This window comes from Salinisphaera orenii subsp. orenii MK-B5 (assembly GCF_003788635.1).
GTDB classification, from domain to species: domain Bacteria; phylum Pseudomonadota; class Gammaproteobacteria; order Nevskiales; family Salinisphaeraceae; genus Salinisphaera; species Salinisphaera orenii.
Map to the genome: position 1 here is coordinate 73,782 of NZ_AYKH01000008.1, position 25,376 is coordinate 99,157.

General features: G+C 69.9%; 28 protein-coding genes. 14 read left to right on the forward strand and 14 right to left on the reverse strand.

Translation table 11 applies throughout. From position 1 onward, the window contains the following. Positions 1-187: 187 nt before the first annotated feature. The 4 genes from SAOR_RS05550 to SAOR_RS05565 all read left to right on the forward strand — a co-directional run bounded on the left by SAOR_RS05550 (position 188) and on the right by SAOR_RS05565 (position 2,767). A complete protein-coding gene (locus SAOR_RS05550; RefSeq protein ID WP_123630568.1) occupies positions 188-742 on the forward strand; it encodes a YqgE/AlgH family protein in 555 nt (184 codons plus the stop codon). 36 nt (positions 743-778) lie between these two features. Continuing rightward, the gene (gene ruvX, locus SAOR_RS05555; protein ID WP_123630569.1) at positions 779-1,222 is read left to right on the forward strand and encodes a Holliday junction resolvase RuvX; all 444 of its coding nucleotides are present in this window, start codon (positions 779-781) and stop codon (positions 1,220-1,222) included. After that, on the forward strand, positions 1,219-1,722 hold the full coding sequence (gene pyrR, locus SAOR_RS05560; RefSeq protein WP_123630570.1) for a bifunctional pyr operon transcriptional regulator/uracil phosphoribosyltransferase PyrR: 504 nt from the start codon (positions 1,219-1,221) through the stop codon (positions 1,720-1,722). Before ruvX ends, pyrR begins: the two co-directional genes overlap by 4 nt. An 82-nt stretch (positions 1,723-1,804) precedes the next feature. Next, complete coding sequence (locus SAOR_RS05565) at positions 1,805-2,767, forward strand: aspartate carbamoyltransferase catalytic subunit (protein WP_123592142.1); 963 nt, start codon at positions 1,805-1,807, stop codon at positions 2,765-2,767. Positions 2,768-2,804: 37 nt separating this feature from the next. Here the strand turns inward: SAOR_RS05565 and SAOR_RS05570 are convergent, their stop codons facing one another. The 6 genes from SAOR_RS05570 to SAOR_RS05595 all read right to left on the reverse strand — a co-directional run bounded on the left by SAOR_RS05570 (position 2,805) and on the right by SAOR_RS05595 (position 8,929). Continuing rightward, positions 2,805-3,905 carry a succinylglutamate desuccinylase/aspartoacylase family protein gene (locus tag SAOR_RS05570; RefSeq protein ID WP_123630571.1) on the reverse strand — a complete coding sequence of 367 codons (1,101 nt, stop codon included), beginning with the start codon at positions 3,903-3,905 and terminating at the stop codon, positions 2,805-2,807. A gap of 82 nt (positions 3,906-3,987) precedes the next feature. Beyond that, positions 3,988-4,893, reverse strand: coding sequence for a 30S ribosomal protein S6--L-glutamate ligase (gene rimK / locus SAOR_RS05575; RefSeq protein ID WP_123592144.1), 906 nt, complete (start codon positions 4,891-4,893; stop codon positions 3,988-3,990). 192 nt (positions 4,894-5,085) lie between these two features. Then, complete coding sequence (locus tag SAOR_RS05580; RefSeq protein WP_245965402.1) at positions 5,086-5,568, reverse strand: ATP-dependent zinc protease family protein; 483 nt, start codon at positions 5,566-5,568, stop codon at positions 5,086-5,088. A gap of 50 nt (positions 5,569-5,618) precedes the next feature. After that, positions 5,619-6,701: a PilT/PilU family type 4a pilus ATPase gene (locus SAOR_RS05585; protein ID WP_123630572.1), complete on the reverse strand. Its 1,083-nt coding sequence runs from the start codon at positions 6,699-6,701 to the stop codon at positions 5,619-5,621. Further along, positions 6,691-7,875 carry a PilT/PilU family type 4a pilus ATPase gene (locus SAOR_RS05590; protein WP_123630573.1) on the reverse strand — a complete coding sequence of 395 codons (1,185 nt, stop codon included), beginning with the start codon at positions 7,873-7,875 and terminating at the stop codon, positions 6,691-6,693. The genes SAOR_RS05585 and SAOR_RS05590 overlap by 11 nt, the downstream gene beginning before the upstream one ends. 10 nt (positions 7,876-7,885) lie before the next feature. Beyond that, on the reverse strand, positions 7,886-8,929 hold the full coding sequence (locus tag SAOR_RS05595; RefSeq protein WP_123592147.1) for a type IV pilus twitching motility protein PilT: 1,044 nt from the start codon (positions 8,927-8,929) through the stop codon (positions 7,886-7,888). A gap of 98 nt (positions 8,930-9,027) precedes the next feature. Here SAOR_RS05595 and SAOR_RS05600 point away from each other — a divergent pair, with 98 nt between their 5' ends. Together SAOR_RS05600 and rpiA are read left to right on the forward strand one after the other, a co-directional pair. Then, a complete protein-coding gene (locus SAOR_RS05600; RefSeq protein WP_123630574.1) occupies positions 9,028-9,732 on the forward strand; it encodes a YggS family pyridoxal phosphate-dependent enzyme in 705 nt (234 codons plus the stop codon). 51 nt (positions 9,733-9,783) lie between these two features. Beyond that, positions 9,784-10,452, forward strand: a complete 669-nt coding sequence (rpiA, locus tag SAOR_RS05605; RefSeq protein WP_123589859.1) for a ribose-5-phosphate isomerase RpiA — start codon at positions 9,784-9,786, stop codon at positions 10,450-10,452. 305 nt (positions 10,453-10,757) lie between these two features. Here rpiA and SAOR_RS05610 read toward each other — a convergent pair whose 3' ends face one another. The 3 genes from SAOR_RS05610 to SAOR_RS05620 all read right to left on the reverse strand — a co-directional run bounded on the left by SAOR_RS05610 (position 10,758) and on the right by SAOR_RS05620 (position 13,293). Further along, a complete protein-coding gene (locus SAOR_RS05610; RefSeq protein WP_123630575.1) occupies positions 10,758-12,095 on the reverse strand; it encodes a sensor histidine kinase in 1,338 nt (445 codons plus the stop codon). 7 nt (positions 12,096-12,102) lie between these two features. Further along, positions 12,103-12,777, reverse strand: a complete 675-nt coding sequence (locus SAOR_RS05615; RefSeq protein WP_123630576.1) for a response regulator transcription factor — start codon at positions 12,775-12,777, stop codon at positions 12,103-12,105. A 171-nt stretch (positions 12,778-12,948) separates the two neighbouring features. Then, the gene (locus SAOR_RS05620; protein WP_123630577.1) at positions 12,949-13,293 is read right to left on the reverse strand and encodes a PepSY domain-containing protein; all 345 of its coding nucleotides are present in this window, start codon (positions 13,291-13,293) and stop codon (positions 12,949-12,951) included. Between the two features lie 108 nt (positions 13,294-13,401). Here SAOR_RS05620 and SAOR_RS05625 point away from each other — a divergent pair, with 108 nt between their 5' ends. From SAOR_RS05625 to moaCB, 4 genes are all read left to right on the forward strand, one after another. After that, positions 13,402-13,677 carry a PepSY domain-containing protein gene (locus SAOR_RS05625; RefSeq protein ID WP_123630578.1) on the forward strand — a complete coding sequence of 92 codons (276 nt, stop codon included), beginning with the start codon at positions 13,402-13,404 and terminating at the stop codon, positions 13,675-13,677. A 160-nt stretch (positions 13,678-13,837) separates the two neighbouring features. Further along, the gene (locus SAOR_RS05630) at positions 13,838-15,046 is read left to right on the forward strand and encodes an MFS transporter (RefSeq protein ID WP_245965403.1); all 1,209 of its coding nucleotides are present in this window, start codon (positions 13,838-13,840) and stop codon (positions 15,044-15,046) included. A 75-nt stretch (positions 15,047-15,121) separates the two neighbouring features. Then, on the forward strand, positions 15,122-15,847 hold the full coding sequence (locus SAOR_RS05635) for a molybdenum cofactor biosynthesis protein (protein ID WP_123630579.1): 726 nt from the start codon (positions 15,122-15,124) through the stop codon (positions 15,845-15,847). Next, positions 15,844-16,764 carry a bifunctional molybdenum cofactor biosynthesis protein MoaC/MoaB gene (gene moaCB / locus SAOR_RS05640; protein ID WP_123630580.1) on the forward strand — a complete coding sequence of 307 codons (921 nt, stop codon included), beginning with the start codon at positions 15,844-15,846 and terminating at the stop codon, positions 16,762-16,764. Before SAOR_RS05635 ends, moaCB begins: the two co-directional genes overlap by 4 nt. 167 nt (positions 16,765-16,931) lie before the next feature. On the opposite strand, the gene modC is transcribed toward moaCB, so the two are convergent. Genes modC through modA form a run of 3 tightly spaced genes read right to left on the reverse strand, consistent with a single transcriptional unit; the run spans position 16,932 to position 19,521 of the window. Further along, complete coding sequence (gene modC / locus SAOR_RS05645) at positions 16,932-18,029, reverse strand: molybdenum ABC transporter ATP-binding protein (protein WP_123630581.1); 1,098 nt, start codon at positions 18,027-18,029, stop codon at positions 16,932-16,934. A 4-nt stretch (positions 18,030-18,033) separates the two neighbouring features. Next, complete coding sequence (gene modB / locus SAOR_RS05650) at positions 18,034-18,723, reverse strand: molybdate ABC transporter permease subunit (RefSeq protein ID WP_123630582.1); 690 nt, start codon at positions 18,721-18,723, stop codon at positions 18,034-18,036. Positions 18,724-18,726: 3 nt separating this feature from the next. Next, positions 18,727-19,521 (reverse strand): molybdate ABC transporter substrate-binding protein, encoded by a 795-nt coding sequence (modA, locus tag SAOR_RS05655; RefSeq protein WP_123630583.1) that lies wholly within the window; start codon positions 19,519-19,521, stop codon positions 18,727-18,729. A 290-nt stretch (positions 19,522-19,811) separates the two neighbouring features. On the opposite strand from modA, the gene SAOR_RS05660 reads away from it, so the two are divergent. Further along, positions 19,812-20,150 (forward strand): hypothetical protein, encoded by a 339-nt coding sequence (locus SAOR_RS05660; protein WP_123630584.1) that lies wholly within the window; start codon positions 19,812-19,814, stop codon positions 20,148-20,150. A gap of 330 nt (positions 20,151-20,480) precedes the next feature. Here the strand turns inward: SAOR_RS05660 and SAOR_RS05665 are convergent, their stop codons facing one another. After that, positions 20,481-21,959, reverse strand: coding sequence for a sensor histidine kinase (locus SAOR_RS05665; RefSeq protein WP_123630585.1), 1,479 nt, complete (start codon positions 21,957-21,959; stop codon positions 20,481-20,483). After that, positions 21,956-22,675 carry a response regulator transcription factor gene (locus SAOR_RS05670; protein ID WP_123630586.1) on the reverse strand — a complete coding sequence of 240 codons (720 nt, stop codon included), beginning with the start codon at positions 22,673-22,675 and terminating at the stop codon, positions 21,956-21,958. Before SAOR_RS05670 ends, SAOR_RS05665 begins: the two co-directional genes overlap by 4 nt. A 208-nt stretch (positions 22,676-22,883) precedes the next feature. Here SAOR_RS05670 and SAOR_RS05675 point away from each other — a divergent pair, with 208 nt between their 5' ends. From SAOR_RS05675 to SAOR_RS05685, 3 genes are all read left to right on the forward strand, one after another. Continuing rightward, positions 22,884-23,186, forward strand: coding sequence for a hypothetical protein (locus SAOR_RS05675; protein WP_123591836.1), 303 nt, complete (start codon positions 22,884-22,886; stop codon positions 23,184-23,186). A 65-nt stretch (positions 23,187-23,251) separates the two neighbouring features. Next, positions 23,252-24,112, forward strand: coding sequence for a cytochrome b/b6 domain-containing protein (locus SAOR_RS05680; protein ID WP_123630587.1), 861 nt, complete (start codon positions 23,252-23,254; stop codon positions 24,110-24,112). Beyond that, positions 24,105-24,890 (forward strand): molybdopterin-binding protein, encoded by a 786-nt coding sequence (locus tag SAOR_RS05685; protein ID WP_123630588.1) that lies wholly within the window; start codon positions 24,105-24,107, stop codon positions 24,888-24,890. Before SAOR_RS05680 ends, SAOR_RS05685 begins: the two co-directional genes overlap by 8 nt. Positions 24,891-25,376 lie beyond the last annotated feature (486 nt).

Genomic DNA, 25,376 nt, shown 5'->3' on the forward strand with positions numbered 1-25,376 from the left:
GCCGCGCCCGCATCACATCCGGCGCGCCACCGCAGGCGGGACCGGGGCGCGATCGCGCATCGCGTCCCGGCCGGCAAGCCAACAGCGGCGCTGGCAGCTACGGCGCAGGCCGCGACGCGGCCTGCCGCCCCCCTCGCACCGGCTGTCGCATTTGCCGACGCCGCGGCCCACGGCGGATAATGACCGCATGAGCGACGGACTCTTCCGAAACCAGTTCCTCCTCGCGATGCCCGGCCGCGTCGGCGGCGATTTCGCCGACAGCGTGACCTTCATCGCGGAACACAACGACGACGGCGCCATGGGCCTGGTGATCAACAAGCCCAGCGATCTGGCCGTGCGTGACATGCTCCAGCACATGGACATCGAGCCGCATGTCGATCACGGCCTGCCGGTGTACTGGGGCGGCCCGGTGCAGACCGAGCGCGGCTTCGTGCTCCACCGCGACGAGGGCGACTGGGAGTCCACGCTGCACGTCTGCGGCGGCCTGGCGATCACCACTTCGCGCGATATCCTGGAGGCGATCGGCAACGGCTTCGGGCCCAGCGATTATCTGATCACCCTCGGTTACGCCGGCTGGGGCGACGGCCAGCTGGAATCCGAGATGCTGGCCAACAGCTGGCTGAACACGCCGGCCAGCGACCGGATCATCTTCGAGTCGCCGATCGCCGAGCGCTGGGCCGCCGCCGCCCGTCAGCTCGGCGTGGAGGCGCATCAGCTCTCCGCCACGGCCGGTCATGCCTGAGCCGCGACGCGCCCGCCCGGCCCGGAGACCGCGCTGATGGCCGGCAACGCCGACGTGCTGCTCGGTTTCGACTTCGGCACCCGCCGCATCGGCGTGGCCGTGGGCAACGCCATCACCGGCCGGGCCCAGGCGCTGACGACCCTGCACCACGACGACGGCCCCGACTGGACCGGCCTGACGCGGATCGTGGCCGAGTGGCGCCCGGGCGCGCTGGTGGTCGGCCTGCCGCTGGCCGCGGACGGCAGCACCCAGGTCATGACCGACAACGCCCGCGACTTCATGGCCCAGCTCGGCGCCCACTTCGACCTGCCAGTCCACGCCATGGACGAACGCTTTTCCACCATCGAGGCCATGGAACGGCTGCGCACCGCGCGCGCTGCCGGCACCCGCAAGAAGCGTCTCGCCAAGGGCGATTCCGACGCCATGGCCGCCCAGGTCATACTCGAAGGCTGGCTCGAAGCCGGCGAGGCCAACGCATGAACGACGACGCCCACGACACCTTCGACGTCGACGCCGCGATCGCGGCCCTGCGGGCGCAGCTCGCGCCGCGGATCGCCACCACGCCGGATGCGGTGCTGGTCGGCATCGAGACCGGCGGCGCCTGGATCGCCTCGCGCCTGCACGCCGAGCTCGGTCTCGCCGCGCCGCTGTGCACGCTCAACATCAGCTTCTATCGCGACGACTTCTCCACCATCGGCCTGCATCCGAGCGTGGGCCCGTCGCACATCCCTGCCGAGATCGACGGCAAGACGGTGATCCTGGTCGACGACGTGCTCTACACCGGGCGCACCGTGCGCGCCGCGCTCAACGAGCTGTTCGACTACGGCCGTCCGGCCGCCGTGCGGCTCGCCGTACTGGTCGATCGCGGCGCCCGGGAGCTGCCCTTCGCCCCGGATGCCGTGGGTCTCAAGCTCGACATCGCGACCAACCGCCGGATCAAGCTCACCGGCCCCGACCCGCTGCGGCTGACGATGCAATGATCCCGATACGGCGAACCACGACATACGGCGCGCGCCCGCGCCCCGGGCGACGACGCGGGGGGCGCATCATCGGGGCCCGCGCATGACCGCGATCCAGCTCGACGATCAGGGCGGTCTGCGCCATCTCATCACCACCCAGGGGCTGCCGCGGGCGCTGATCGAGCAGATCCTGGACACCGCCGAGAGCTTCGTGCCCGATCCGGGTGCGCCGCCGCGCAAGGTACCGCTGCTGCGCGGCCGGACCGTGTTCAACCTGTTCTTCGAGAACTCGACGCGCACGCGCACCACCTTCGAGCTGGCGGCCAAACGGCTGTCGGCGGACGTCATCAACATGGACGTGGCGCACTCCTCCCGCGCCAAGGGCGAGGACGATCTCGACACGCTGTTCACCCTCCAGGCCATGGGCGGCAGCATCTTCGCCATCCGGCATCCGGAGAACGGCGCGGCGGCGCGCTTCGCCGCCCACGCGGCCGATGACGTCGCCATCATCAACGCCGGCGACGGCAGCCACGCCCACCCGACGCAGGCGCTGCTGGACGTGTTCACCATCCGCCGTCACCGGCCGGATTTCGCGAATCTGGCGGTGGCCATCGTCGGCGACGTGCGCCATTCGCGGGTCGCCCATTCCACCATTCAGGCGCTGCGCACGCTCGGCACCCGCGACATCCGCGTCGTCGGCCCGGAGCGCTTCCTGCCGCCGGACCCGGCCGCACTGGGCGTCACCGCCGGCACCGACTGTGCCGCGTTGCTGCGCGACGCCGACGTGGTCATGGGTCTGCGCATCCAGCGCGAGCGCATCGACGGCGACGCCCTCGAAGGGGTGAGCGACTACCATCACCGCTTCGGGCTGACGCCGGCCAATCTCGCCCACGCCCGCCCCGACGCCCTGGTCATGCATCCCGGGCCCATCAACCGCGGCGTGGAGATCGACGCCGACGTGGCCTACGGCCGGCAGTCGGTCATCCTCGAGCAGGTGCGCAACGGCATCGCCGTACGCATGGCGGTGATGGCGATCATCGCCGGCAACCGCCAGCCACGCGGTTAGAAGCGGCCGCTCGGGCCGGGCCCCGTAACGCGGGCGCCTAGACGATCGGCGGCTCGCCGGATTCGCCGCGGTCGTCGAAGTCGTCGGGCTCGTTGGCCGACTGATACGCCTCGACGCGGCTGGCGACCTTCTGCGCGCCCTTGACGCGGGCCACGTGATAGAGCGCATCGCCGGCGTGGGCCAGCGGCAGGTAGGAACGGCCGATGACGATGCCGGCGTGCTCCGAGCGGATCTCGACCTCGGTGGCACCGAACGGGTCGGCGATGTAGGCCAGCACCTGGTCCCGGCTGACGTATTCCCCCAGCTCGACCAGCGAACGCAGGATCCCCGACTCCGGCGCGCGCTCCCAGTTGGAATCGGTGGCGACCACCGGCCGCGGCGGCGTCCGGCGCCGCGAGCGGCGCGGCAGCATGCCAAGCTTGCGCATCACCCCGGTCACGCCGCGCACGCCCGCCCGGATCGAGAATTCGTCGAAGCGCAGCGCCTCGCCGGCCTCGTAGAGCAGCAGCGGCACGCCCTGCTTGTCGGCGTGCTCGCGCAGCGAACCCTCGCGCAGGCCGGCGTCGATCAGCAGCGGGCAGCCGAAGGCCTCGGCGAGCTCCAGCGTGCTGTCCTTGGACAGATCCGCGCGGATCTGGGGCAGGTTTGAGCGGTGGATGGCGCCGGTGTGCAGATCGATGCCGTAGTCGGCCTTGTCGAGAATCTCGGTGACGAAGACATGGGCCAGACGCGACGCCACCGAGCCGCTCGCGCTGCCGGGAAACGAGCGGTTGAGATCGCGCCGGTCCGGCAGATAGCGCGAATGCCGCAGGAAACCGTGCACGTTGACGATGGGCACCGCGATGAGCGTGCCGCGCAGCTGCTTGAGCCCGCGCAGCTTGAGCAGCCGCCGGATGATCTCGACGCCGTTGAGCTCGTCGCCATGCACGGCCGCGGAGACGAACAGCGTCGGCCCGGCCCGGCGGCCGCGGATGACGTTGACCGGCATCGTCAGCTTGGCGTGGGTGTACAGATCGGTGACCGGCAGGTCGATGGTGGTCGACGTGCCCGGCGCCAGGCGCTGGCCGCCGATCTCCAGCTCGCGCGCCGGATCGCGGGCCGCCGCGGTGGATCGGGGCTTGTCGGATGCTTCGCTCATGGCAGGGGTTTCACGGACAGGACGGACGGGGGACCGGCGACGGCGCCACGCGCCGTCGCCGCCGGGCGGGCTGCGGCGCGGCTCAGCCGCCGCCGCGGGTCCGCGTCTTGCCGCGCCGGGAATGGCCCTCGATGAAGCCGATGATCTGGCCGGCGATGTCCTTGCCGGTCGCGCCCTCGATGCCCTCCAGCCCGGGCGAGGAGTTGACCTCCATGACCACGGGGCCGTGGTTCGAGCGCAGCAGATCGACGCCGGCCACGTTCAGGCCGGTGATCTTGGCCGCGCGCACCGCCGTGGAGCGCTCCTCCGGCGTGATCTTGATCACGCTCGCCGAGCCGCCGCGGTGCAGGTTGGAGCGGAAGTCGCCCTCCTTGCCCTGCCGCTTCATCGAGGCCACCACCTTGTCGCCGATCACGAAGCAGCGGATGTCCGCGCCGCGGGCCTCCTTGACGTACTCCTGGACCAGAAAGTGGGCGTCCAGACCGCGGAAGGCGTCGATCACCGACTCGGCCGCGCCGCGGGTCTCGGTGAGCACCACGCCCTTGCCCTGGGTGCCCTCGGTCAGCTTGATGACGTAGGCGTTACCGCCGACCAGATCGAGCAGATCGTCGGTATCGTCCGGCGAATGCGCGAAACCGGTCACCGGCAGGCCGATGCCCTTGCGCGAGAGCAGCTGCATGGAGCGCAGCTTGTCGCGGGAACGCGAGATCGCCACCGACTCGTTGAGCGGATAGACCCCGACCATCTCGAACTGCCGCAGCACCGCGGTGGCATAGAAGGTGATCGAGGCGCCGATACGCGGGATGACCGCGTCGATGCCCTCGAGTTTCTTGCCCTTGTAATGGATCTCGGGCGCGTGCGGCACGATGTTCATGTAGCAGCGCAGCGGATCCACCACCATGACCTCGTGCCCGCGTGCCTTGCCCGCCTCGATGAGCCGCCGCGTGGAGTACAGATTCTTGTTACGCGACATGATGGCGATTTGCATGAAGGACCTCTGATTGATTCGGACGCGGCCGATGCCCGCGCCCCTGACCGTTTCAGGCCCGCCGGGGCCGGCGTCCTGAACATTCCCCACAAACCCGGCGCAGACAGCCGCCGGCGCCTGACCGTTCCATGGTATGGCAAAAAAGTCGCATGGTGCGCGCACATGCCTGCAAGGCACGTGCCGACCATCGGTTCAGCGCGGCCCCGGCGCCGGCACCCCGGTGACGAACGAAGCCGTCGGATCGATCCGCATGCCGCGCATGGCCGTACGGCCCACGAGCATGCGGAACAGCATGTTATCGCGTGCGGTCAGGGTGATCTCGACCGGCCACCGGCGGGCCGCCATCTCGATCTGCGTGGCGATGACGAAACGCCACTCCCGGTGACCGCCGGAATCGCGCACGCTGCGCTCGTCGATCACCGGCGCGCGGCACCAGACGATGGTGTCGCTGTCGCGCTGGAACGGATGCACGCCGAAGCGCGCGGTCCGGACCCCGGCTTCCTCGGCGACCTCCAGGGAGAAGGTGTGCAGCGCCGAGGTGCGCGCCCCGGTATCGATCTTGGCCTTGATATGGGCGATGCCGAGCTCGGGCAAGCCCACCCATTCGCGCCAGCCGATCACCGGCGGATCGGCGTCACTGCGGGTCGAATCGGGCACGGCGTCCGGGCTGTTCACGGCGACAGCGTACGCGCTAGGGGCTGTTGATGTCTCGGACGAATCCGCCCCTAGCTGCGCTCGAAGGCGAGTCGGCTCTGCAGATTGTCGCGGGAATCCGCGTGGGCCAGTGCCTCCTCCTGCGAAATGCGCTTGTCGCGCACCAGCGCGAGCAGGGAGTCGTCGAAGGTCACCGCGCCGTCGGCGCCGTCAGCCTCGGCCATGACCTCGCGGACGGTGTCGATGCGGCCCTTCATGATCAGGTCGGCCAGATACGGCGTGTTCAGCAGGATCTCGTAGGCGGCGACCCGCTTGCCGTTGACGTCCTTGACCAGACGCTGCGAGACGATCGCGCAGAGATTGAGCGACAGATCCATGTACAGCGCTTCGCGCACGGACTCGGGGAACAGCGTGATCAGACGCTGCAGGCACTGATAGGCGTTGTTCGCGTGCATGGTTGCCAGCGACAGATGCCCGGTGCCGGCCAGCTGCAGGCAGGCCTCGGCCGTGGCCATGTCGCGGATCTCGCCGATCTGGACCACGTCCGGCGCCTCGCGCATGGCCGATCGCAGCGCCCGCGGGAAGTCGTGGGTGTCCACGCCCAGCTCGCGCTGGTTCACGATCGAGCGCTTGTGCCGGTAGAGGAACTCGATCGGGTCCTCGATGGTGAGGATGTGACCGCTGGCGTTCTCGTTGCGGTGGTTGATCATCGCCGCGAGCGTGGTCGACTTGCCGGAACCGGTCGCGCCCACCATCAGGATCAGCCCGCGCTTCTGCATCGCCAGGCGCTTGAGCACGGCCGGCATGGCCATCTCCTCGATGGTGGGCACGCTGCCGATGTTGCGCAGGACCATGGCCACCGAGCCGCGCTGACGGAAGACGTTGACCCGGAAGCGACCCACGGTGGAGAACCGGAAGGAGAAATCGATCTCGCGTTCGCGCTCGAACACGGCCTGCTGCGACTCGCTCATCAGCGTCGTCGCCAGGGCCTCGATGGTCTCGGGCGTGAGTGTCTCCCGGGCGCGGCTCTTGACCGGGTAGATCGCGCCCTCCACGCGCAGCATGACCGGCGCGTGTGCGGTGAAGTAGATGTCCGAGGCCTGCTTGTCGATCGCCAGCTGGAGATACGGATCGAGACTCTCGCTATCGCTCATCGTCGGCCTCGTTGTCGTCGTCCTCCTCGTCGGTGCCGTCGCCGCGCATCGACAGCGAGCGCACTTCCGAATCCGCGCGCAGATCGGTGCGGGCGCGGTCGCTGTTGAGCTTGATGTTGAGCCGCAGCTCGTTGCGCGAATCCGCGTGGCGCATGGCCTCGGTGAAGTCGATCACGCCCTCCTCGAAGAGCTTGTAGAGATACTGGTCGAAGGTGACCATGCCCTGCTCGTTGCCGCGGCTCATGGTCTCCTTGAGCTGCGAGACCTTGCCCTTGAAGATCATGTCCGAGACCAGCGGCGTGTCCAGCAGGATCTCCATCGCCGCCGCCCGGCCGCCGCCCACGCGCCGCACCAGACGCTGGGCGATGATCGCGCGCATGTTCAGCGACAGGTCCATGAGCACCTGTTCGCGCTTGGCCTCGTCGAAGAAGTTGATGATCCGATCCAGCGCCTGGTTGGCGCTGTTGGCGTGCAGGGTGCACAGCACCAGATGCCCCGTCTCGGCGAAGTTGATCGCGTATTCCATGGTCTCGCGCGTGCGCACCTCGCCCACGAGAATCACGTTGGGCGCCTGGCGGAGCGTGTTCTTGAGCGCGTTCTCCCAGGACTGGGTGTCCACGCCGACCTCGCGCTGGGTCACGATCGACTTGTTGTGCGGGTGCACGTACTCGATCGGGTCCTCGATGGTGATGATGTGGCCGGCGGAGTGGGCGTTGCGATAGCCCAGCATCGCCGCCAGCGAGGTCGACTTGCCCGACCCCGTGGCGCCGGCGAAGATCACCAGCCCGCGCTCGCTCATGACCACGTCCTTCAGCACGCGCGGCAGGCCGAGATCGTCGAAATCCGGGATGTCGGTGTTGATCACGCGCAGCACCGCGCCGACGTGGCCCTGCTGGACGAAGGCCGACACCCGGAAGCGCCCCGCCGGGGGCGCGATCGCAAACTGGCATTCCTTGAATTCGTCGAACTCGCGGGCCTGGCGGTCATTCATCACCGAGCGCACGATCAGCGCCGACTGCTCCGCGGTCAGCGGACGCTCCATGAGCGGCGTGATGCCGCCGTCCTTCTTGATCGCCGGCGCGAAACCGGAGGTGATGAACAGATCCGAGCCGCCCTCGGCGAGCAGCCGGTCGAGCAGCACGGTGAGCAGCTTGGTGGCCTGGGTACGATCCATGTTTCCGTCCTCAGCCGCCGGCCAGCGCGTCGCGGTTGGCCGCGTGCCGGCGCGCTTCCTCGCGGGTCACCTGGCCGCGGCGCAGCAGTTCGTTGAGGCACTGGTCCAGGGTCTGCATGCCCATGGACTGGCCGGTCTGGATCGAGGAATACATCTGCGCCACCTTGGCCTCGCGAATCAGATTGCGGATCGCCGGCGTGCCGATCATGATCTCGTGCGCCGCCACGCGGCCACCGCTCTTCTTCTTGCACAGCGTCTGCGAGATCACCGCCCGCAGCGACTCCGAGAGCATCGCCCGCACCATCTCCTTCTCGCCGCCGGGAAAGACGTCGATGATCCGGTCGACGGTCTTGGCCGCGGACGAGGTATGGAGCGTGCCGAAGACCAGATGCCCGGTCTCGGCCGCGGTCATCGCCAGGCGGATGGTTTCCAGATCGCGCAGCTCGCCGACCAGGATCGTGTCCGGGTCCTCACGCAGGGCCGAGCGCAGCGCGGCCGAGAACGACTGCGTGTCGCGCGCGACCTCGCGCTGGTTGATCAGGCACTTCTGGGAACTGTGCACGAACTCGATCGGGTCCTCGACGGTGAGGATATGGCCGAGCTCGCTCAGATTCTTGTGGTTGATCATCGCCGCGAGCGTGGTCGACTTGCCCGAGCCGGTCGGCCCGGTGACGAGCACCAGTCCGCGCGGGGTCGCCGCAATGTCGCGAAAAATCTCCGGCGCGGCCAGATCCTCGAGGCTGAGCACCTCCGAAGGGATGGTGCGAAAGACCGCCGCCGCACCGCGGTTCTGGTTGAAGGCGTTGACACGAAAGCGGGCCAGCCCGGGAATCTCGAACGAGAAATCCGTCTCCAGATACTCGTCGTAATCCTTGCGCTGGCGATCGTTCATGATGTCGTAGATCAGATCGAACACTTCCTTGTGTTCCATCGCCGGCAGATTGATGCGCCGGACATCGCCGTCCACGCGGATCATCGGCGGCAGCCCGGCCGACAGATGCAGATCCGATGCGTTCTGCTTGACCGAGAACGCCAGTAACTGGGATATATCCATACGCCCCGCTTTCCTGACTTCGCTGTACGCCACGGCCGCGTCGGTGCGCGACCGTTAGCATGACCCCAACTCCTTACAACGGCTGCGAAACGCAAACCATGAGCCCGACCGACCCCGCTTTGGACATCGCCGCCCGCCTCGAGGCCGTGCGCGCGCGCATCGCCGAGGCCGCCGCGGCCCACGGCCGCGACGCCGACGACATCACCCTCGTGGCGGTGAGCAAGACCCAGCCGACGGCCCGGCTGACCGAGGCACTCGAGGCCGGCCAGCGCGACTTCGGCGAGAACTATCTCCAGGACGCCATCGCCAAGATCGAGCAGCTCGGCGCGCACGCGCCCGTCTGGCACTTTATCGGCGACATCCAGTCCAACAAGACCCGCGACATCGCCGCGCACTTCGCCTGGGCCCACGCGGTCGACCGCTTCAAGATCGCGCGGCGCCTGTCCGAACAGCGGCCGTCGGGCCTGGCACCGCTGGATCTGTGCATCCAGGTCAACGTCGACGACGAGGCCAGCAAGTCCGGCGTGGCCCCGGCCGCAACGGCCGAGCTGGCCGCGCAGATCGCCACCCTGGACAACGTCCGCCTGCGCGGCCTGATGACCATCCCGGCGCCGGCCGAGGGGCTGGCGGCCCAGCGCCGGCCCTTCGCGCGTCTGCGCGAACTGCGGGACGCGCTCAACGCCGACGGCTTCGCGCTGGACACGCTGTCGATGGGCATGAGCGCCGACCTCGAGGCCGCCGTCGCCGAGGGCGCGACCCACGTCCGCGTGGGCACCGCCGTGTTCGGCCCGCGGACGCGCTGACCCGCCGGCGCCAAGGCTTTAGACTCGCGGCAAAACCAAGCGAGAGGCCAGATGAGCAAACAGGACGATCTCAAGCGCGCGGCCGCCGAGGCGGCCTTCGACTACGTGCGCGAGGGCGAGTATCTGGGCGTGGGCACCGGCTCCACGGTCAACCACTTCATCGACGTGCTGGCCGAGCGCGCGCCGGAGATTCCCGGCTGTGTGTCCAGCTCCAAGGCCACGACCGAGAAACTGCGCGCGGCCGGTTTCGACGTGGTCGATCTCAACAGTGCGGGCGCCCTCGGCGTATACGTCGACGGCGCCGACGAAGCCAACGCCCATCTGGAACTCATCAAGGGCGGCGGCGGCGCCCTGACCCGGGAGAAGATCATCGCGGGCGCGGCGCGCACGTTCGTGTGCATGGTCGATGCCTCCAAGCGCGTCGACCTGCTCGGGCGCTTCCCGCTGCCGGTCGAGGTGATCGAGATGGCGCGCTCGAGTGTGGCCCGCTCGCTGGTCAAGCTCGGCGGCGAGCCGGAGCTGCGCCCGGGGTTCGTGAGCGACAACGGCCATCCGATTCTCGACGTTCACAACCTCGAGATCCTCAATCCGATCGAGATGGAGGACGCCATCAACGCCCTGCCCGGGGTAGTGACGGTCGGCCTGTTCGCCCGCCGGCCGGCGGACGTGCTCATCGTTGGCGATGCCGGCGGCGTGGAGACGGTCAAGCGCGGCGGCTAGCGCCTTCCAGGGCCATCCAGCGCGTCGTGCGAACGCCGCGTCGGAGACCGTACATCGTGTGCGGCAGGGCGCGAGTCACCGATCGTGGCGCGCCAAAATCCATACGGGCAACGCCGCGGCGCGCCCGTGGTTGTTTCATGGGAGGCCCACCCCTAAGGGCCAGCCGCTCCATGCAACGCCCAGGGTGCGGCAATCCAGCGTCGTCGCACCGTGGCGCAGAACGACTGCGTGGCGCACAAGAGATCTCGTCTTTCCGCCCATAGTCTTATTTTCGGGAAGCACTTGGCGCGGGCTCGCATGGAGCATCAGCCGGCCGGCAGCACGAGGCGCGCGGACAGACCACCGAGCGCGGCCCGTTCCAGCGCCAGTTCGCCCTCGTAGGCGCGGGCCAGATCGGCGACGATCGCCAGCCCGAGGCCCCAGCCCGGCGTGTCCTCGTCGAAACGCCGGCCCCGGTCCAGCGCCTGTTCGCGCCGGGCCGCGGGCAGGCCCGGGCCGTCGTCGTCGACGCATATCTGCAGACGATCGCCGTGCGCGCTTGCGCGCACCTCGACGATGCCGCGCGCCCACTTGCAGGCGTTGTCCATCAGATTGCCGATCATCTGCTCCAGGTCCCGGGTCTCGCCGGCAAAGCGCAGGCCGTGGCCGGCGTCGGTGTCGATGACGCGACCGCGGTCGCCGTACAGCCGCTGCAGGGTCCGCGTGAGCCGCTCGAGCACCGGCGCCACCTCGGCGGCCACGCCGGCGCGCTGGGTGGCGGCGATGCGCGTGCGCGCCAGATGCCACTCGATCTGACGCTGCATCGCGGTCGCCTCGGCCCGCAGCCGGCCGGCCCGCGCCTCGCCGCCCTCCTGCGCCAGCCGGTCGGCCTCGTTGCGGATCACCGACAGCGGCGTCTTCAGGGCGTGGGCGAGATTGCCGGCCTGGTGTCGGGCGCGCTCGATCAGCGCCTGGTTGTCGGTCAGCACCTGATTGAGATCGGCCACCAGGGGCGCGACCTCGCCGGGATAGTCGCCGGACAGCCGCGCGCTCTCGGCCCGTCGGATGGTGCCCAGCTCGCGCCGCAGCCGCCGCAGCGGTGCCAGTCCCAGTCCGACCTGCAGCCCGGCGGCCACGATGAGGCCCAGCGCCAGCGCGCCGAGCGCCCAGGCGAGCGTGCCGCGGAAATCGACCACCGCCGCCTCGACCGGGGCCAGGCTCGCGGCCACCGTCAGCCGCAGCGGCCCCTCGCGGCGCGGCAGCGTCACCTCGCGGGTGAGTGCGAGCAGCCGCGCGCCGCGCGGGCCGTCCAGCCGGTGCAGCCCGGTCGCCTGCCCGGGCACCGGCAGCCGCATGTCCCAGAGCGAGCGCGAGCGCAGATCCACGGGCGCGTCCCCGGCGGCGTCGATCTGCCAGTAGCGCCCCGAGAACACCCGTTCGTAGAGCGGGTCGCTCAACCGCGGATCCGGCGCGAATTCGCCGTCGGTGCCGGTATCCAGCTGCGAGACCAGCTGCAGGAAATCGGCGTCGAGGCGGCGCGCGAGTTCGTCCTCGAGATGACCGCGGAACAGCAGCGACAGAACCACGGCGGTCGCGACCAGCGCGATCAGGATCCAGGCGATCGCGCCGAGCAGCAGCCGGCGCTGGAGGGAGGCTCTCGGCACGGCCGGCCTAGTCGACCGGACCGGCGGTGTCGACGAAGCGGTAGCCGAAACCGCGCTCGGTGACGATCGCGGCCACCCCGAGCTTGCTGCGCAGCCGCCGGACGAAGACCTCGATGGTGTTGGAGTCGCGGTCGTAGTCCTGAGCGTAGATATGCTCGATGAGTTCGCTGCGTGAGACCACCTGCCCGGCGTGGTGCATGAGATACGACAGCACCCGGTATTCGTGGCCGGTCAACCGAATCGGTCGGCCGGCCACGCTGACCCGGGCGCTGCGCGTGTCCAGGGTCACACCGCCGCGCTCGATCACCGCCGAGGCGCCGCCGCTGGCGCGCCGGATGAGCGCCCGCAGCCGGGCCAGCAGCTCCTCCATCCGGAACGGCTTGGCCAGATAGTCGTCGGCGCCGGCGTCGATACCGTCGACCTTCTCGTGCCATTCGCCGCGGGCAGTGAGCACGAGCACCGGCACGGCGACGGCCTCGGCGCGCCAGCCCCGCAGCACGCTGAGCCCGTCCAGGCGCGGCAGCCCGAGATCGAGCACCACCGCATCGTAGGGCTCGGTCGCACCGCGGTAGGCCGCGTCCTCGCCGTCGGTGGCCACATCCACCGCATAGCCGGCCTCGGCCAGCGCCTCGGCGAGCTGCTCGACCAGCGTCGGCTCGTCCTCGACGATCAGCAGGCGCATGTCGCCCCCCGCGCTCGGGCCCGGCGCGACGTCAAGCCAACGCCGTTTCCGTGGCCGCCGCAATCAAGGCCAACCGCGCCGCAGGGCGCCCATGGTGAACGACTCACGGGCGGCCCGACCCGACGGGCCGGGGAATGTCCGGCGCGGGCTCGCATGACGTGTCGGCTGCCCCTAGTCCGGCGTGCCCGCGGGCACGCAGCCCAGCCGGTCCAGCCGCTTGCCCTCGGCCTCCAGCAGGTCGAAGTCACGGGCGTCGTACTCCAGCTCCGCGACGTCGCCCGCCGGCCCGAGCAGCTTGATCTCGTAGACCCAGACACCGTCGTCCTCCTCCAGTTCGGTCTCCACGAAACGGCCCTGGCAGGTCGACTCCACGTGTTCGATCAGTTCGCTCAGCGGCCGCAGGTCGCCGGCGGCACGCAGCGCCCGGGCCTCGTCGTCGTCGTCATCGGCGAGCGCAGACCCCGCGCACAGCAGGCAGGCGACGGACAGGACGAAAAGCGGTAGGCGCGCGATCATGCCGCCATTGCGAGGCTCGGGCGATGAACTGTCGATTAACGCGGTGTTCACCGTCGATTCGACGGGCCGGTGCCAGGCTGGCCCCGAACTCATGCAACGGAGCTGACCATGACCCATCGCAATCTCATCGCCCTTACCACCGCCGCCGGCCTCGCCCTGGCGGGCACCACCGCCCTCGCCCAGAACAACGGCGCCGACAGCGGCTCGATGGGCATCCCCGACGTGGTGAAATCGCTCGAGGGCGAAGGCTACACCCAAATCGAAAGCGTCGAGCACGAGGCCAACCGCTACGAGGTGGACGCCACCGCGCCCAACGGCGACCGCGTGGAGCTGGAGGTCGACGAGAACAGCGGCGAGATCCTGCACAGCGAACGCGACGACTGATCCGCCGCCACGCCACCGGCGATCACGGGCCCGCCTTCGAGGCGGGCCTTTCTCGTGGCGTTGGCGCCGACCGTAGACGGCACGGGCGCACGGCGGCGACTTCATAGCTGCATGCTACAACGGTAGACTGTCGCGCTTTCCCGACCCATGCGAGTCCGTCGTGCGCGAAGACACCCGTCCGGCCCTGACGCCGTCCATGCCCATCGTCTGGCTGATGGCCGTCGCCTGTGGGCTGTCGGTCGGCGGTCTCTATTACGCCCAGCCGCTGGTCGATCTGCTCGCGCGCACGCTCGAGATCTCCAGCGCCGCGGCCGCCTCGATCATCACCGTGACCCAGCTCGGCTTCGTCGCCGGGCTGGTCTTCCTCGTCCCCCTCGGGGACTTCTTCAACCGCCGCCGCCTGGTCCCGCTGGTGAGCACGGGCGCCGGCCTGTCGCTGGCCTGTGCCGCGCTTGCGCCGGGCTTCGAAGGGTTTCTCGTCGCCAGCTTCCTGATCGGCCTGACCTCGACCGCGGCCCAGATCATGGTGCCGATGGCGGCGCATCTGGCCGCCGACGACCAGCGCGGCGCGGTGGTCGGCCGGGTGATGAGCGGCCTGCTGATCGGCATCCTGCTCGCCCGCGCCTTCGCCGGCCTGATCGCGGATCTCGCGGGCTGGCGCACGGTCTTCGGCGCGGCCGCGCTGCTGATGCTCGGCCAGGCGCTGGTGCTGCGGCGCATGCTGCCGGACACCGAGCAGATCGGGGAACGCCTGCGCTACGGCCGGGTGCTGCGCTCGATCGGCGCGCTGCTGGTCGAGGAGCCGCTGCTGCGCCGGCGCATCGTCTACGGCACGCTCGGCTTCGCCGGCTTCACCATCATGTGGACCTCGCTGCCGTTTCTGCTGGCGCGGGCGCCCTACGGCTACAGCGAGACCGCGATCGGGCTGTTCAGCCTGCTCGGCGCGGCCGGCGCCGTCGGCGCGTCGCTGGCCGGCAGCCTGCACGACGCCGGCCGCAACAGGGCCGGCACCGCAGCGTTCATCGTCGCAGCCCTGGCCGCCTTCGTGCTCATGGGGCTGGCCCCGCACAGCCTGGTGGCGATCGTGATCGGCATCTTGCTCATGGACCTCGGCGTCCAGGGCGTGCAGATCCTCAACCAGAGCACCATCTATGCGCTGCGGCCCGAGGCGCGCAGCCGCATCACCACCGCCTACATGGGCTGTTTCTTCATGGGCGGCGCGGCCGGCTCGCTGGTCGCCGGCTTCGCCGTCGACATCGCGGGCTGGCCCGGTGCGATGGCCGTGGCCGGCGCGCTGGAGGCGGGCGCGCTGGTTTTCTGGTGCACCGAACGCCGGGCCGCGGCGAGCGCGAGCCAGGGTCGGGCGTGATCCCGATTGCCACGCGTGCGTTCGGGCTCTAGCCTTGGACGGATCCTGTCCCCAGACACGCCGCGACGGCGCACCATGAGCGAATCCATCACCGTCACCGTCGAATGCTTCGGCGAACTCCGGAACCTGATGGCCGGCGACACGGTCACGCTCGCGGTGGCGACCCCGTACACGCCGGCCGCGCTCATCGCGGCCGCCCGGCAGCAACACCCCGGCGCGGCCGATCTGCTCTCGCGCACCGCCTGCGCCCGCGGCGACACGCTGCTGGCCGCGGACGCGGTGCTGGCCGACGGCGACACCGTCGCGCTGATCCCACCGGTCTCCGGCGGCCAGCCGGAACGGGCCCCCGACACGCGCCATCTGCGCGCGGACGAACTCGATCTCGACGCCCTTATGGCCGAGACCGAGGACGAGACCTGCGGCGCGCTGGTGGTCTTCGGCGGCACCGTGCGTCTGGCCAACAACGGCCGCGACGTCACCGCGATGGATTATTCCGCCTACGGCCCGCTGGCCGCGCGCACCATGGCCGAGATCGAGGCCGAAACGATCGAGCGTTTCGGCGTCGCCGCCTGCCGCATCCAGCACCGTACCGGGCGGCTCGGGCTCGGCGCGGTCAGCGTCTACATCGTGGTGCGGGCCGTGCACCGGGCCGAAGCCTTCGACGCCGCCCGCCACGCGCTCGAGGAACTCAAGGCCCGTGTCGCGGTGTGGAAGAACGAACACTACGCCGACGGCAGCAGCGCCTATCTGGAAGGCACCGAGGTCGTCGGCCCCGAACGCCCGCGAGGAGACCGCCGATGAAGGATGTGGGCATGAAGCCCGAGACCCTGCGCTCGGCCACCGCCACCGCCAGTTTCCACGCCCCCGGCCACTGCCTGCGGCGCATCGCCGAGCGCGACACCGAAAAGGGCGATCCGCAGGCCTCGGCCCGCATCGCCGGCATTCTCGCGGCCAAGCGCACCGACGAACTGCTGCCGCTGTGTCATCCGCTGCCGATCCACGCCGCCGAGGTGCACTTCACGATCGAGGATGCCCGCGTGGTGATCGAGGCCGAAGTCCACACGATCGGCCCGACCGGCGTCGAGATGGAGGCGCTCACGGCCGCGAGCATGGCCGCGCTGACGCTCTACGACATGCTCAAGCCCTACGCCGAGCCCGAGGAGCTGGCCATCGGCGAGACCCGTCTCGTCGACAAGACCGGGGGCAAGAGCGACTTCAAGCGCACGCTGAAACAGCCGCTGTCCGCGCAGGTGCTGATGGTCTCGAACCCCGTGGCCGACGGCAACAAGCCGGACACCGCCGGCCGCGGGGTCTTCGAGGGGCTCGAGACGGCCGGCTTCGCGCCGCTCGGCTACGAGATCCTGCCCGACGACGCCGATCGGGTGCGCGCGGCCGTGCAGACCGCGATCGATGCCGGCACTCAACTCGTCGTCACCGTCGGCGGCACCGGCATCGGCCCGAAGGACCGGGTGGTCGAGACGGTCGAACCGATGCTGACCACGCCGATGCCGGGTCTCATGGAGGCCGCCCGCGCCTTCGGCCAGCGGCGCACGCCCTACGCCGTGCTTTCGCGCGGGGTCTCCGGCTTCGCCGGCAACAGCCTGGTGGTGACCTTCCCGGGCAGCCGCTCGGGCGCGGCGGAGACCCTGGCCGCACTGCTGCCGAGCCTGGTGCACGTGCTGGAGATCCACCAGCGCTTCGCGGGCCACGCCGGCTGATCGCCCGCGCCCGTCGGGCGCAGGAAGCGGGCGCCTCGACAAGGCGTGCGGAAGGCATCGGGCAATGCGTCGTCGCCGCCATCCGGCCTCGGTCCGGCGCCGCCACGGTGACGCGTCACACGGCGATTCGCGCATCGGGCCGGTCGGGGCAATCCGACAGCCCGACCCTACAGCCCGCCGAGACGCGCCCAGGCCTGCTCGGCCAGCGCCAGGCTCTTGATCACCGCGTACAGGGGTTCGCCTTCGGCCAGCGCCAGGCGTTCGGCCGAGTAGCGGGTGATGCGCGCCGCCAGACGCTGGTTGCCGATCGCCAGCGTCACCTCGACCGCCTGATCGCCGTCCTGCGCGATCGCGGCCACGCGCCCGGCGAGCACGTTGAGCGCGCTGATGTCCTCCGGCCGCGAGCGCGCGAGCATGACGTCGCGGGCACGCACGTGCAGGTGCACGCGGCCGCCCGGGGCCTGATCCAGCCGCGGCACGAACAGCGGCTGGCCCTCGCAGTCGAGCGCACTCAGCCCGTGTGCGGCCGTGCCGCGGATCTCGGCCCGCAGCAGCGTGCCGGCGTCGCGGGCGTGCTCCGGGCCGAGCAAATCGGGGCGGGCCAGAAAGGCCGCGCTCTTGCCGGAGAACACGACGCGGCCGTCGCGCAGGGCCACCACATGACGGTTGGCCAGCCGCAGCATTTCGTCGAGCTGATGAGAGACGAACACGATCGGCAGCTCGGACTCGCGGCTGAGGCGTTCGATATAGGGCAGCACCTCCGCCTTGCGGGCGGCGTCGAGCGAGGCCAGCGGCTCGTCCAGCAGCAGCATCGCCGGGTTGGCCAGCAGCGCCCGGCCGATGGCCACGCGCTGGGCCTCGCCGCCGGACAGGCCGGCCACGCGGCGATCGAGCAGCGCGCCGATATCGAGCATGTCGACGACGCGGTCGAAGCGCGCGGCGGCGGGTCGGGCGCGCGCGAACCAGGCGCCGTAGCGCAGATTGCGGGCCACGTTCAGATGCGGGAACAGCCGCGCCTGCTGGAAGACATAGCCGATGCGCCGGCGGTGCGCGGGCACGCGAATGCCGCGGTCGCTGTCGAACACGCAGCGACCGGCGATCTCGATCCGGCCGCGCCGGGGCGTGATCAGCCCGGCGACGAGCCGCAGCAGCGTGCTCTTGCCGGCGCCGGAGGGGCCGAACAGGCCGGTCACCCGCTCGCGGCTGTCCAGCGCATAGGCCAGATCGAAATCGCCGAGGCGGTGTTCGACGTCCAGCGACAGCATCGGCTCAGCCGGCCCCGCGCAGCCGCTTGACCCGGCGCGCGATCAGCTCCGAGGCCACCAGCGCCGCCAGCGACACGGCCACCGAGATCGCGATCAGCTGCGCGGCCTGCGCCTCCCCGCCCGGCACCTGGATGAAGCTGTAGATCGCCAACGGCAGCGTGCGGGTCTCGCCCGGGATGTTGGCCGCGAAGGTGATGGTGGCGCCAAACTCGCCGAGGGCACGCGCGAAGGCCAGTACCATGCCGGCGATGATGCCCGGCAGCGCCAGCGGCAGCGTGACCGTCACCCGGACCCAGATCGGCGACGCGCCCAGCGTGGCGGCGGCGTCCTCCACGCGCGTGTCGATGGCCTCCAGCGACAGTCTGATCGGGCGCACCATCAGCGGAAAGCCCATCACCGCACCGGCCAGCGCCGCGCCGGTCCAGTGGAAGGCGAAGGTCAACCCGAAGGTGGCGTCCAGCCAGGCGCCCAGCGGGCTGTTGCGCCCGAGCGCGACCAGCAGCAGATAGCCGGTGACCACCGGCGGCAGCACCAGCGGCAGGTGCACGAGCGCATCCAGCACCATCCGCCCGCGGCGGCGCGAGCGCGCCAGAAACCAGGCCGCGGCCAGCGCCAGCGGCAGACTGCAGGCTACCGCGGTCAGCGCGACCTGCAGACTCAGCCAGAGGATCTCGGCCTGGGCCGCGTCCAGCACCGGCTAGCCGCCCCCGCCGGGCCGCTTGAAGCCCCAGTCGCGAAACACCCGGCCGGCGGTTTCGCCGTTCAGGAATTCCACGAACGCGGGCGCAGACTCGGCGGCCGACGCCGCGACGACCGCGGCGGGGTAGACGATCGAATCGTGGCTATCGTCCAGGAAGGCGTCGACCACGCGCACATCGTCCTCGGCGACGGCGTCGCTGGCATAGACCACCCCCAGCGGCGCCTCGCCGCGCGCGACCAGCGCCAGCGCCCCGCGCACGTCCTCAGTCTGGGCGATTCGGCCCGCCAGCGCCGACCATACGCCCAGCGACTGCAGCGCCTGGCGGCCGTAGATGCCCGCGGGCACGGCCTCGGTGTGGGCCATGGCGAGATAATCGTCGGCCAGCGTTTCCGCGATCGGGAAATCCGGCGCCACCCGCAGGTCGATATCGCTGTCGCGCGGAGCCACCAGCACCAGCGCGTTGGCCAGCACGTCGACCCGCGACGCGTTCTTCAGCCGGCCGTCGGCCTGCAGCCGATCCATCCAGTCGCGGTTGGCGGAGACGAACACATCCGCCGGCGCACCGCGCTCGATCTGGCGCGCCAGCGTCGAACTGCCGGCGTAGCTGACGTCGATATCGACGTCGTGGTCGGCCTCGTAGGCCGCGACCACCTCGTCCATCGCATTCTTCAGGCTGGCCGCGGCGAACACCAGCAGCGACCGCTCGTGCGCGGCCGCGCCGGCCGGCACGACCATCGCGCAGAGAAACACGGCCACGGCATGCCGGAGAAACCGGCCTGGAATCAGTCTCATGGTCTTCGCTGAAGTCGAATCGACGGCGACCGGCACGACGACAGCCCGCGTTACCGATAGCCGGAGAATAATCGCTATATACATTAATACATAACGCTATCGGCGACCACACATCCAGCGGTGTCACTGCGAGCCTAAGTGTCATCACGGATACCGTCGCCCGACCCGTAAGCCTACCGTCTGCGACGTCGCGTCAGGCCGCGCGGCGTGGTATGGCCGGCACCGCCGGCCCACGACATCACCGGCCGATCGGACTCCAAGCGGGTCCGGCGCATTCCAAGGAGAACACTATGCGTTCGAACAAGACTTTCTTCACGCCCCTGCTCGCCGCCCTGATCAGTGCGGGCGCGCTCACCCTGGGCGGCACCGCGATCGCCGGGTCGGATTCGGGCTCCGACGAGTCGATGTCGGGCGAAAGCGGCATGACCACCGACGAGGCGTCGAGCGAAAGCGGCATGGCCGAGAAGTCGCACAGCAGCGATCACAACGGCATGTCGAAGTCCGAGCTCGGCACGTCGAACGGCAAGGCGGGCCAGTCCGAGGACGACGCCATGTCCGAAAGCGACGCGATGTCGGAGAACGGCGCCAAGTCGCAGGACGACCTGACCGGCGACAACGACAGCATGTAGATCGACGCTGCAGGTCGTATCGTCATGAGGGCAGCCTTCGAGCTGCCCTTTTTCATGGATACGGTTCACGGGCGAGCCGCACTCGACTCGCGCGGGACGGCCCCCGTGCCGGCTTCCGCGCAAAGCACCCCTGGCCGCCCCGGCGATGACGCGATCATCGTCGCGCCACACTCTCGCCACCGACCGCTCGGCCGCGGCCGGCAACGGCAGCACGAATCCAGGCCTGGCATGCGGCGTACGAGGCGAGCACACCTTGACCCCTTCGATTGACCGACAGCCGGCTCGAGCCGGCACCGGCCCCGCGCGGCCACGGCAATCCTCACGATTCGGTCACGCGATCGGCAGATCGAATGCCGCCCGTGTGCCCGCTCCCGGCGTGCTTTGCAGCCGCAGACGCGTGCCGTGCCGGGCACAGATCTCGTCGACGATCGACAGCCCCAGACCCGAGCCCTCGCCGTTCCGGCGCGAGGCCGGCGTGCGATAGAAACGCTGGGTGACGAGCGTCAGTTCATCCGCCGACAGGCCGATGCCGGTATCGACGACCGCCACCTCGACCCGCGAGCCCGTGGCGTGGGCGCACACCCGCACCGTGCCGCCCGCCGGCGTCGCCGCGACGGCGTTGTCGAGAAGATTGGCGAGCACCCGGTCGATGAGCGCGAGATCCGCGGCCACGGCGGGGAGCGTGGGCGCGCAGTCGATCACCAGTTCCACGCGCGCCTCGAGCGCCTGCGGGCGGAACTTGCCGACGATGTCGTGAATCAGTTCCGCCAGCGAGAACGTGTCCACGCCCAGCGGTCGTTCGAAAGCGTCGACCCGGGCCAGCGTCGACAGCTGGCGCGCCAGCCGGGTCAGCCGGTCGGCGTTGGCCAGGATCGCAGCCAGATGGGCCTGACGGGTCTCGGCCGGCAGGTTGTCGGCCTTGCGCAGCTGCTCGGCATAACCGCGCAGCGAGGTCAGCGGGGTGCGGAAATCGTGCGACAGGTTGGCGACCAGTTCCCGCCGCTGGCGGTCGTTTTCGCGCAGCGCGTCGAGCTGGGCCTCGATGGTCGCGGCCATATCGTTGAACGCGCGTGACAGATGACCGATCTCGTCGGCCCGACCGGGCGCGATGCGCTGGCCATAGTCGCCCACCGCGAACCGCTCCACAGCCGCGGTGAGCTTGCGAAAACGCCGGGTCAGCAGCGCGAACAACAGCAGGCCGAGCGCACCGGCAAGCACCACCGCTAGCGTGCCGGCGATGAGCAGCGTGCGCGTGATGCTGCTGGTGCGCAGCATGGCGAACATGGACATGCGCGCGCCGGCATCGAGCACGGCCAGCAGGTAGCCCGGTCGAGCGGCCGCCCCGAAGCGCACCGGCGCCACCGAAAAGACGCTGTCGCGATGCGAACACGGCGCGTTGAGCAGTACCGGCAGCATGGGCTCGTCGGCCAGCAGATCCTCGAGCGTGCCCACCGGCACCCGCGCGTTGGCGCTGCAGCCGGGCTCGGCGTAGTTGCCGACCACGCGGCCTTCGGCGTCGAGCAGGTAGAGCGATACCGCCGGGTTGATCGACAGGATGCGCTCGGCGGCGCGGTGCGCGGCCGGCGAATCCGGACCGGCGCCGAGCGGCTCCCGCATGATCTGCGCGAGATTGTCGGCGAGATCGATCTGGGTGCGCTGCTGCCACTCGCGGCCAAGCTGCTCGAACTGACTCACCGCCACCCAGGCCGCGGTCACCGACAGCAGCAGCAGCCCGGCCAGATAGACGAACACGATGCGCGCATAGAGGCTGCGCGATACGTTCGCGATCCGCTGCCAGGCGCGCCTCATGCGTCGCCCGGCGTGTCGTGCGGGTCCACGAAGCGGTAGCCCACGCCCCAGACGGTCTGGATATAGCGCGGCGCGGCCGGGTCGGCCTCGATCTTGCCGCGCAGCCGGTTGATATGGGTGTTGACGGTGTGATCGAAGCCGTCGAATTCCGGGCCCCACACCTGATCGAGCAAATCGCTGCGCGAGAAGCCGTGGCCGGGATTGCGCGCGAACAGGGCCAGTAGCGCGAATTCCTTGGCCGTGAGCGACACCGGCACGTCGTCAATACGCACCTCGTGCTTGTCGATGTCCACGCGCAGCGGCCCCACCACGATGGGGGCCGACGTGGCACCGGCCGCGCTCGATACCGACTCGCGCTGGCGCCGGCGCAGCAGCGCCTGCACGCGGGCCAGCAGGATCGCGGCGTCGAACGGCTTGGTGATGTAGTCGTCGGCACCGATCTCGAGGCCCAGCACCACGTCGCGCGTGCCGGCGAGCGCCGTGAGCATGATCAGCGGTATGCCGGCATCGTGGCCCCGGATCTCCCGGCAGACGGCCAGCCCGTCGATGCCCGGCAGCATGAGATCGAGTACCACCAGCGCGGCATCACGCCAGCATTCGAGCGCGCGCTCGCCGCTGGTCACCCAGTCCGCCGGATAGCCGGCCTCGCCGAGAATGGCGACCAGCAGCCGCCCGATATCGGGGTCGTCCTCGACGCACAGAATGCGCTCCGCCATGCCGTTCTCCCTGTCGCTGGGCGCCATTCTCGTCGATCGGCCCGCCGGGCACATCACGAAACGTTAAACCGGCGGCCTGTTATCGATTCGTGATGATTGCGCGGCGGGCCGGGCCTAGCTTGATGTGCAGCCGCGCACCGCTGCGGCCGGCCGGGCAGAAACACATGAATCAAGGCCCGTCCGTCTTTTCTTTCTACGGAGAACTCTCATGACGCAATTCAAGACCCTTCGCAACCCGCTGCTGACCGCCCTGCTGTTCTCGGGCGTGCTGGTGTGGAGCGCCGCCGGCCTGGCCATGGAAGAAGACAGCATGTCCCATGACGACGGCGCGATGTCGCAGGACAGCGGCATGACGCACGATGATGGCATGTCGCATGACGATGGCATGAAGGCCGACGACGGCATGGCACACGATGACGGCATGAAGTCGGACGACATGTCGCACGACGACAGCATGTCCGGCGAAGACGGCATGTCGCACGACGACGGCATGAAAGAAGACAAGATGTAGGTCGTCCCCGGCTGCCGGCCGGCTTCGCGCCGGCGGGCAGCCTTTCTTTCGAACCGGGCCTATCGATGAACAAACACAACGACAATCCATACGCCAACCCGCCCGAGCGCGCCCGGGTGATCAAGCGCCACGGGCTTTTCACCCGCGTCTGGCACTGGGTCAATCTCGTCTGTCTGGTGATCCTGCTGATGAGCGGGCTGCAGATCTTCAACGCCCACCCGGCGCTCTACTGGGGCAACGATTCCAGCTTCGACGATCCGGCGCTGCAGATCACCGCGATGCGCGGCGACGACGGCGCGCCCATGGGCGTGGTGCGTATCGGCGGCTACCGCATCAATACGACCGGCGTGCTCGGCCTGTCGCGCAACGACGGCGAGCTCGATACGCGCGCCTTCCCGGCGTGGGCCACGCTGCCCGGCCCGCAGTGGCTGGCCATGGGCCGCTACTGGCATTTCGCCGCCGCCTGGGTTTTCGCGCCGCTGCTGCTGGCCTATCTCGTCTACACCCTGATCAGCCCGGCCCGACGCCGGCTGGTCTGGCCGACCGCGGCCCAGTGGCGCGGCCTGCCGGCCACGATCGCCCACCACGCACGGCTGAAGTTCGATCACAGCGCCGACTACAACGGCCTGCAGAAGCTCACCTATCTGCTGGTGCTGTTCGGCCTGCTGCCGCTGATGGTGCTCACCGGGCTGACCATGTCGCCGACCATGAACGCCGCCTGGCCCTGGCTGCTCGACGTGTTCGGCGGCCGCCAGAGCGCACGCACGCTGCATTTCATCTTCGCCTTTTTGCTCGTGGCCTTCTTCGTGATTCATCTCGGGCTGGTCCTGATCTCGGGCGTGTTCAACAACCTGCGTTCCATGATCACCGGCCGCTATCGCCTGGGCGACGACGCCCCGGCCGACAAGGACAACCGTCATGCGTGACTCGAAACTCATCCTCCCCGACCCGAAACGCCGGCGCCTGATCACCGGCCTGGGCGCGCTCGGCGCGAGCGCCGCCCTGACCGGCTGCGACAGCCTGTCGCGCAACGACCGGGTGCAGGACCTGCTCGGCGCGACCGACCGCCTCACCCGCGCCGCCCAGCGGCTGGTGTCTTCGCGTGAGTCGCTGGCGCGCGAGTTCGGCGAACGCGATATCGCGCCGACCATGCGCGCCAACGGCAGCACCGATCCGAGCAACGACGACTACAAGCGCCACGCCGCTAACGGCTTCGCCGACTGGCGCCTGCGTATCGACGGCCTCGTGCGCCAGCCCGGCGATTTCTCGATCGATGACCTTAAAGCCATGCCGTCGCGCACCCAGATCACCCGTCACGACTGCGTGGAGGGCTGGAGCTGTATCGCGAAATGGACCGGCGCGGTGCTCGGCGAGGTACTCGACCGGGTGCGCCCGACCTCGGCCGCGCGCTACGTGGTCTTTCACTGCGCGGACAATATCTACGGCGGGCCGGTCAAATACTATGAAAGCATCGACATGGTCGAGGCCTATCACCCCCAGACCCTGCTCGCCTACGGTCTGAACGACGACCGCCTGCCCATCGCCAACGGCGCGCCGCTGCGTCTGCGCGCGGAGCGCCAGCTCGGCTACAAGATGGCGAAATACGTCATGCGCATCGAACTGGTGGACAGCTTCGCCTCGATCCAGGGCGGCAACGGCGGCTACTGGGAGGATCGCGGCTACGAATGGTGGGCCGGCATCTGACGCCGCTCGGCGGCGGCCCAGCCACCACGGCCACCCGTCCGGCAGGCGCCACCCGCGCCGCCCGGGGCCGTCGATCGATTGCCGTCCGGCGTAGCATCGCCATCCGTCCGACTCCGGATTGCGACACGTCGGAAACCGCCCTAGGTTGACGGGATGACCATAGAGGGCCACATGTCCGATGCGAATCGCGGTCGCCGTGACCGCCAAGCGGCGTGCTCGCAAACGCCAGCCGGCGATGCGAGCCCGCTCGCCACCGCTCGGCGCGGTCGACCGGCACCTACGGACGCGTCGCAACGAAGCCGGCACGGCCGCGGCGCGCCTGTACGGCGATCGCCGGCCACGCCGATTCGCGCAGCCCGGCCTCCGGGCGCGCCCTGAACGCGGCCCATCGTCATGCAACCCGCCGATACCGCGCCGCGTGCCGCCGACATCGATGCCGCCCGTGCGGTCGTCGCCGAACGGCTCCCCCCCCCCCCCCCCCCCCCC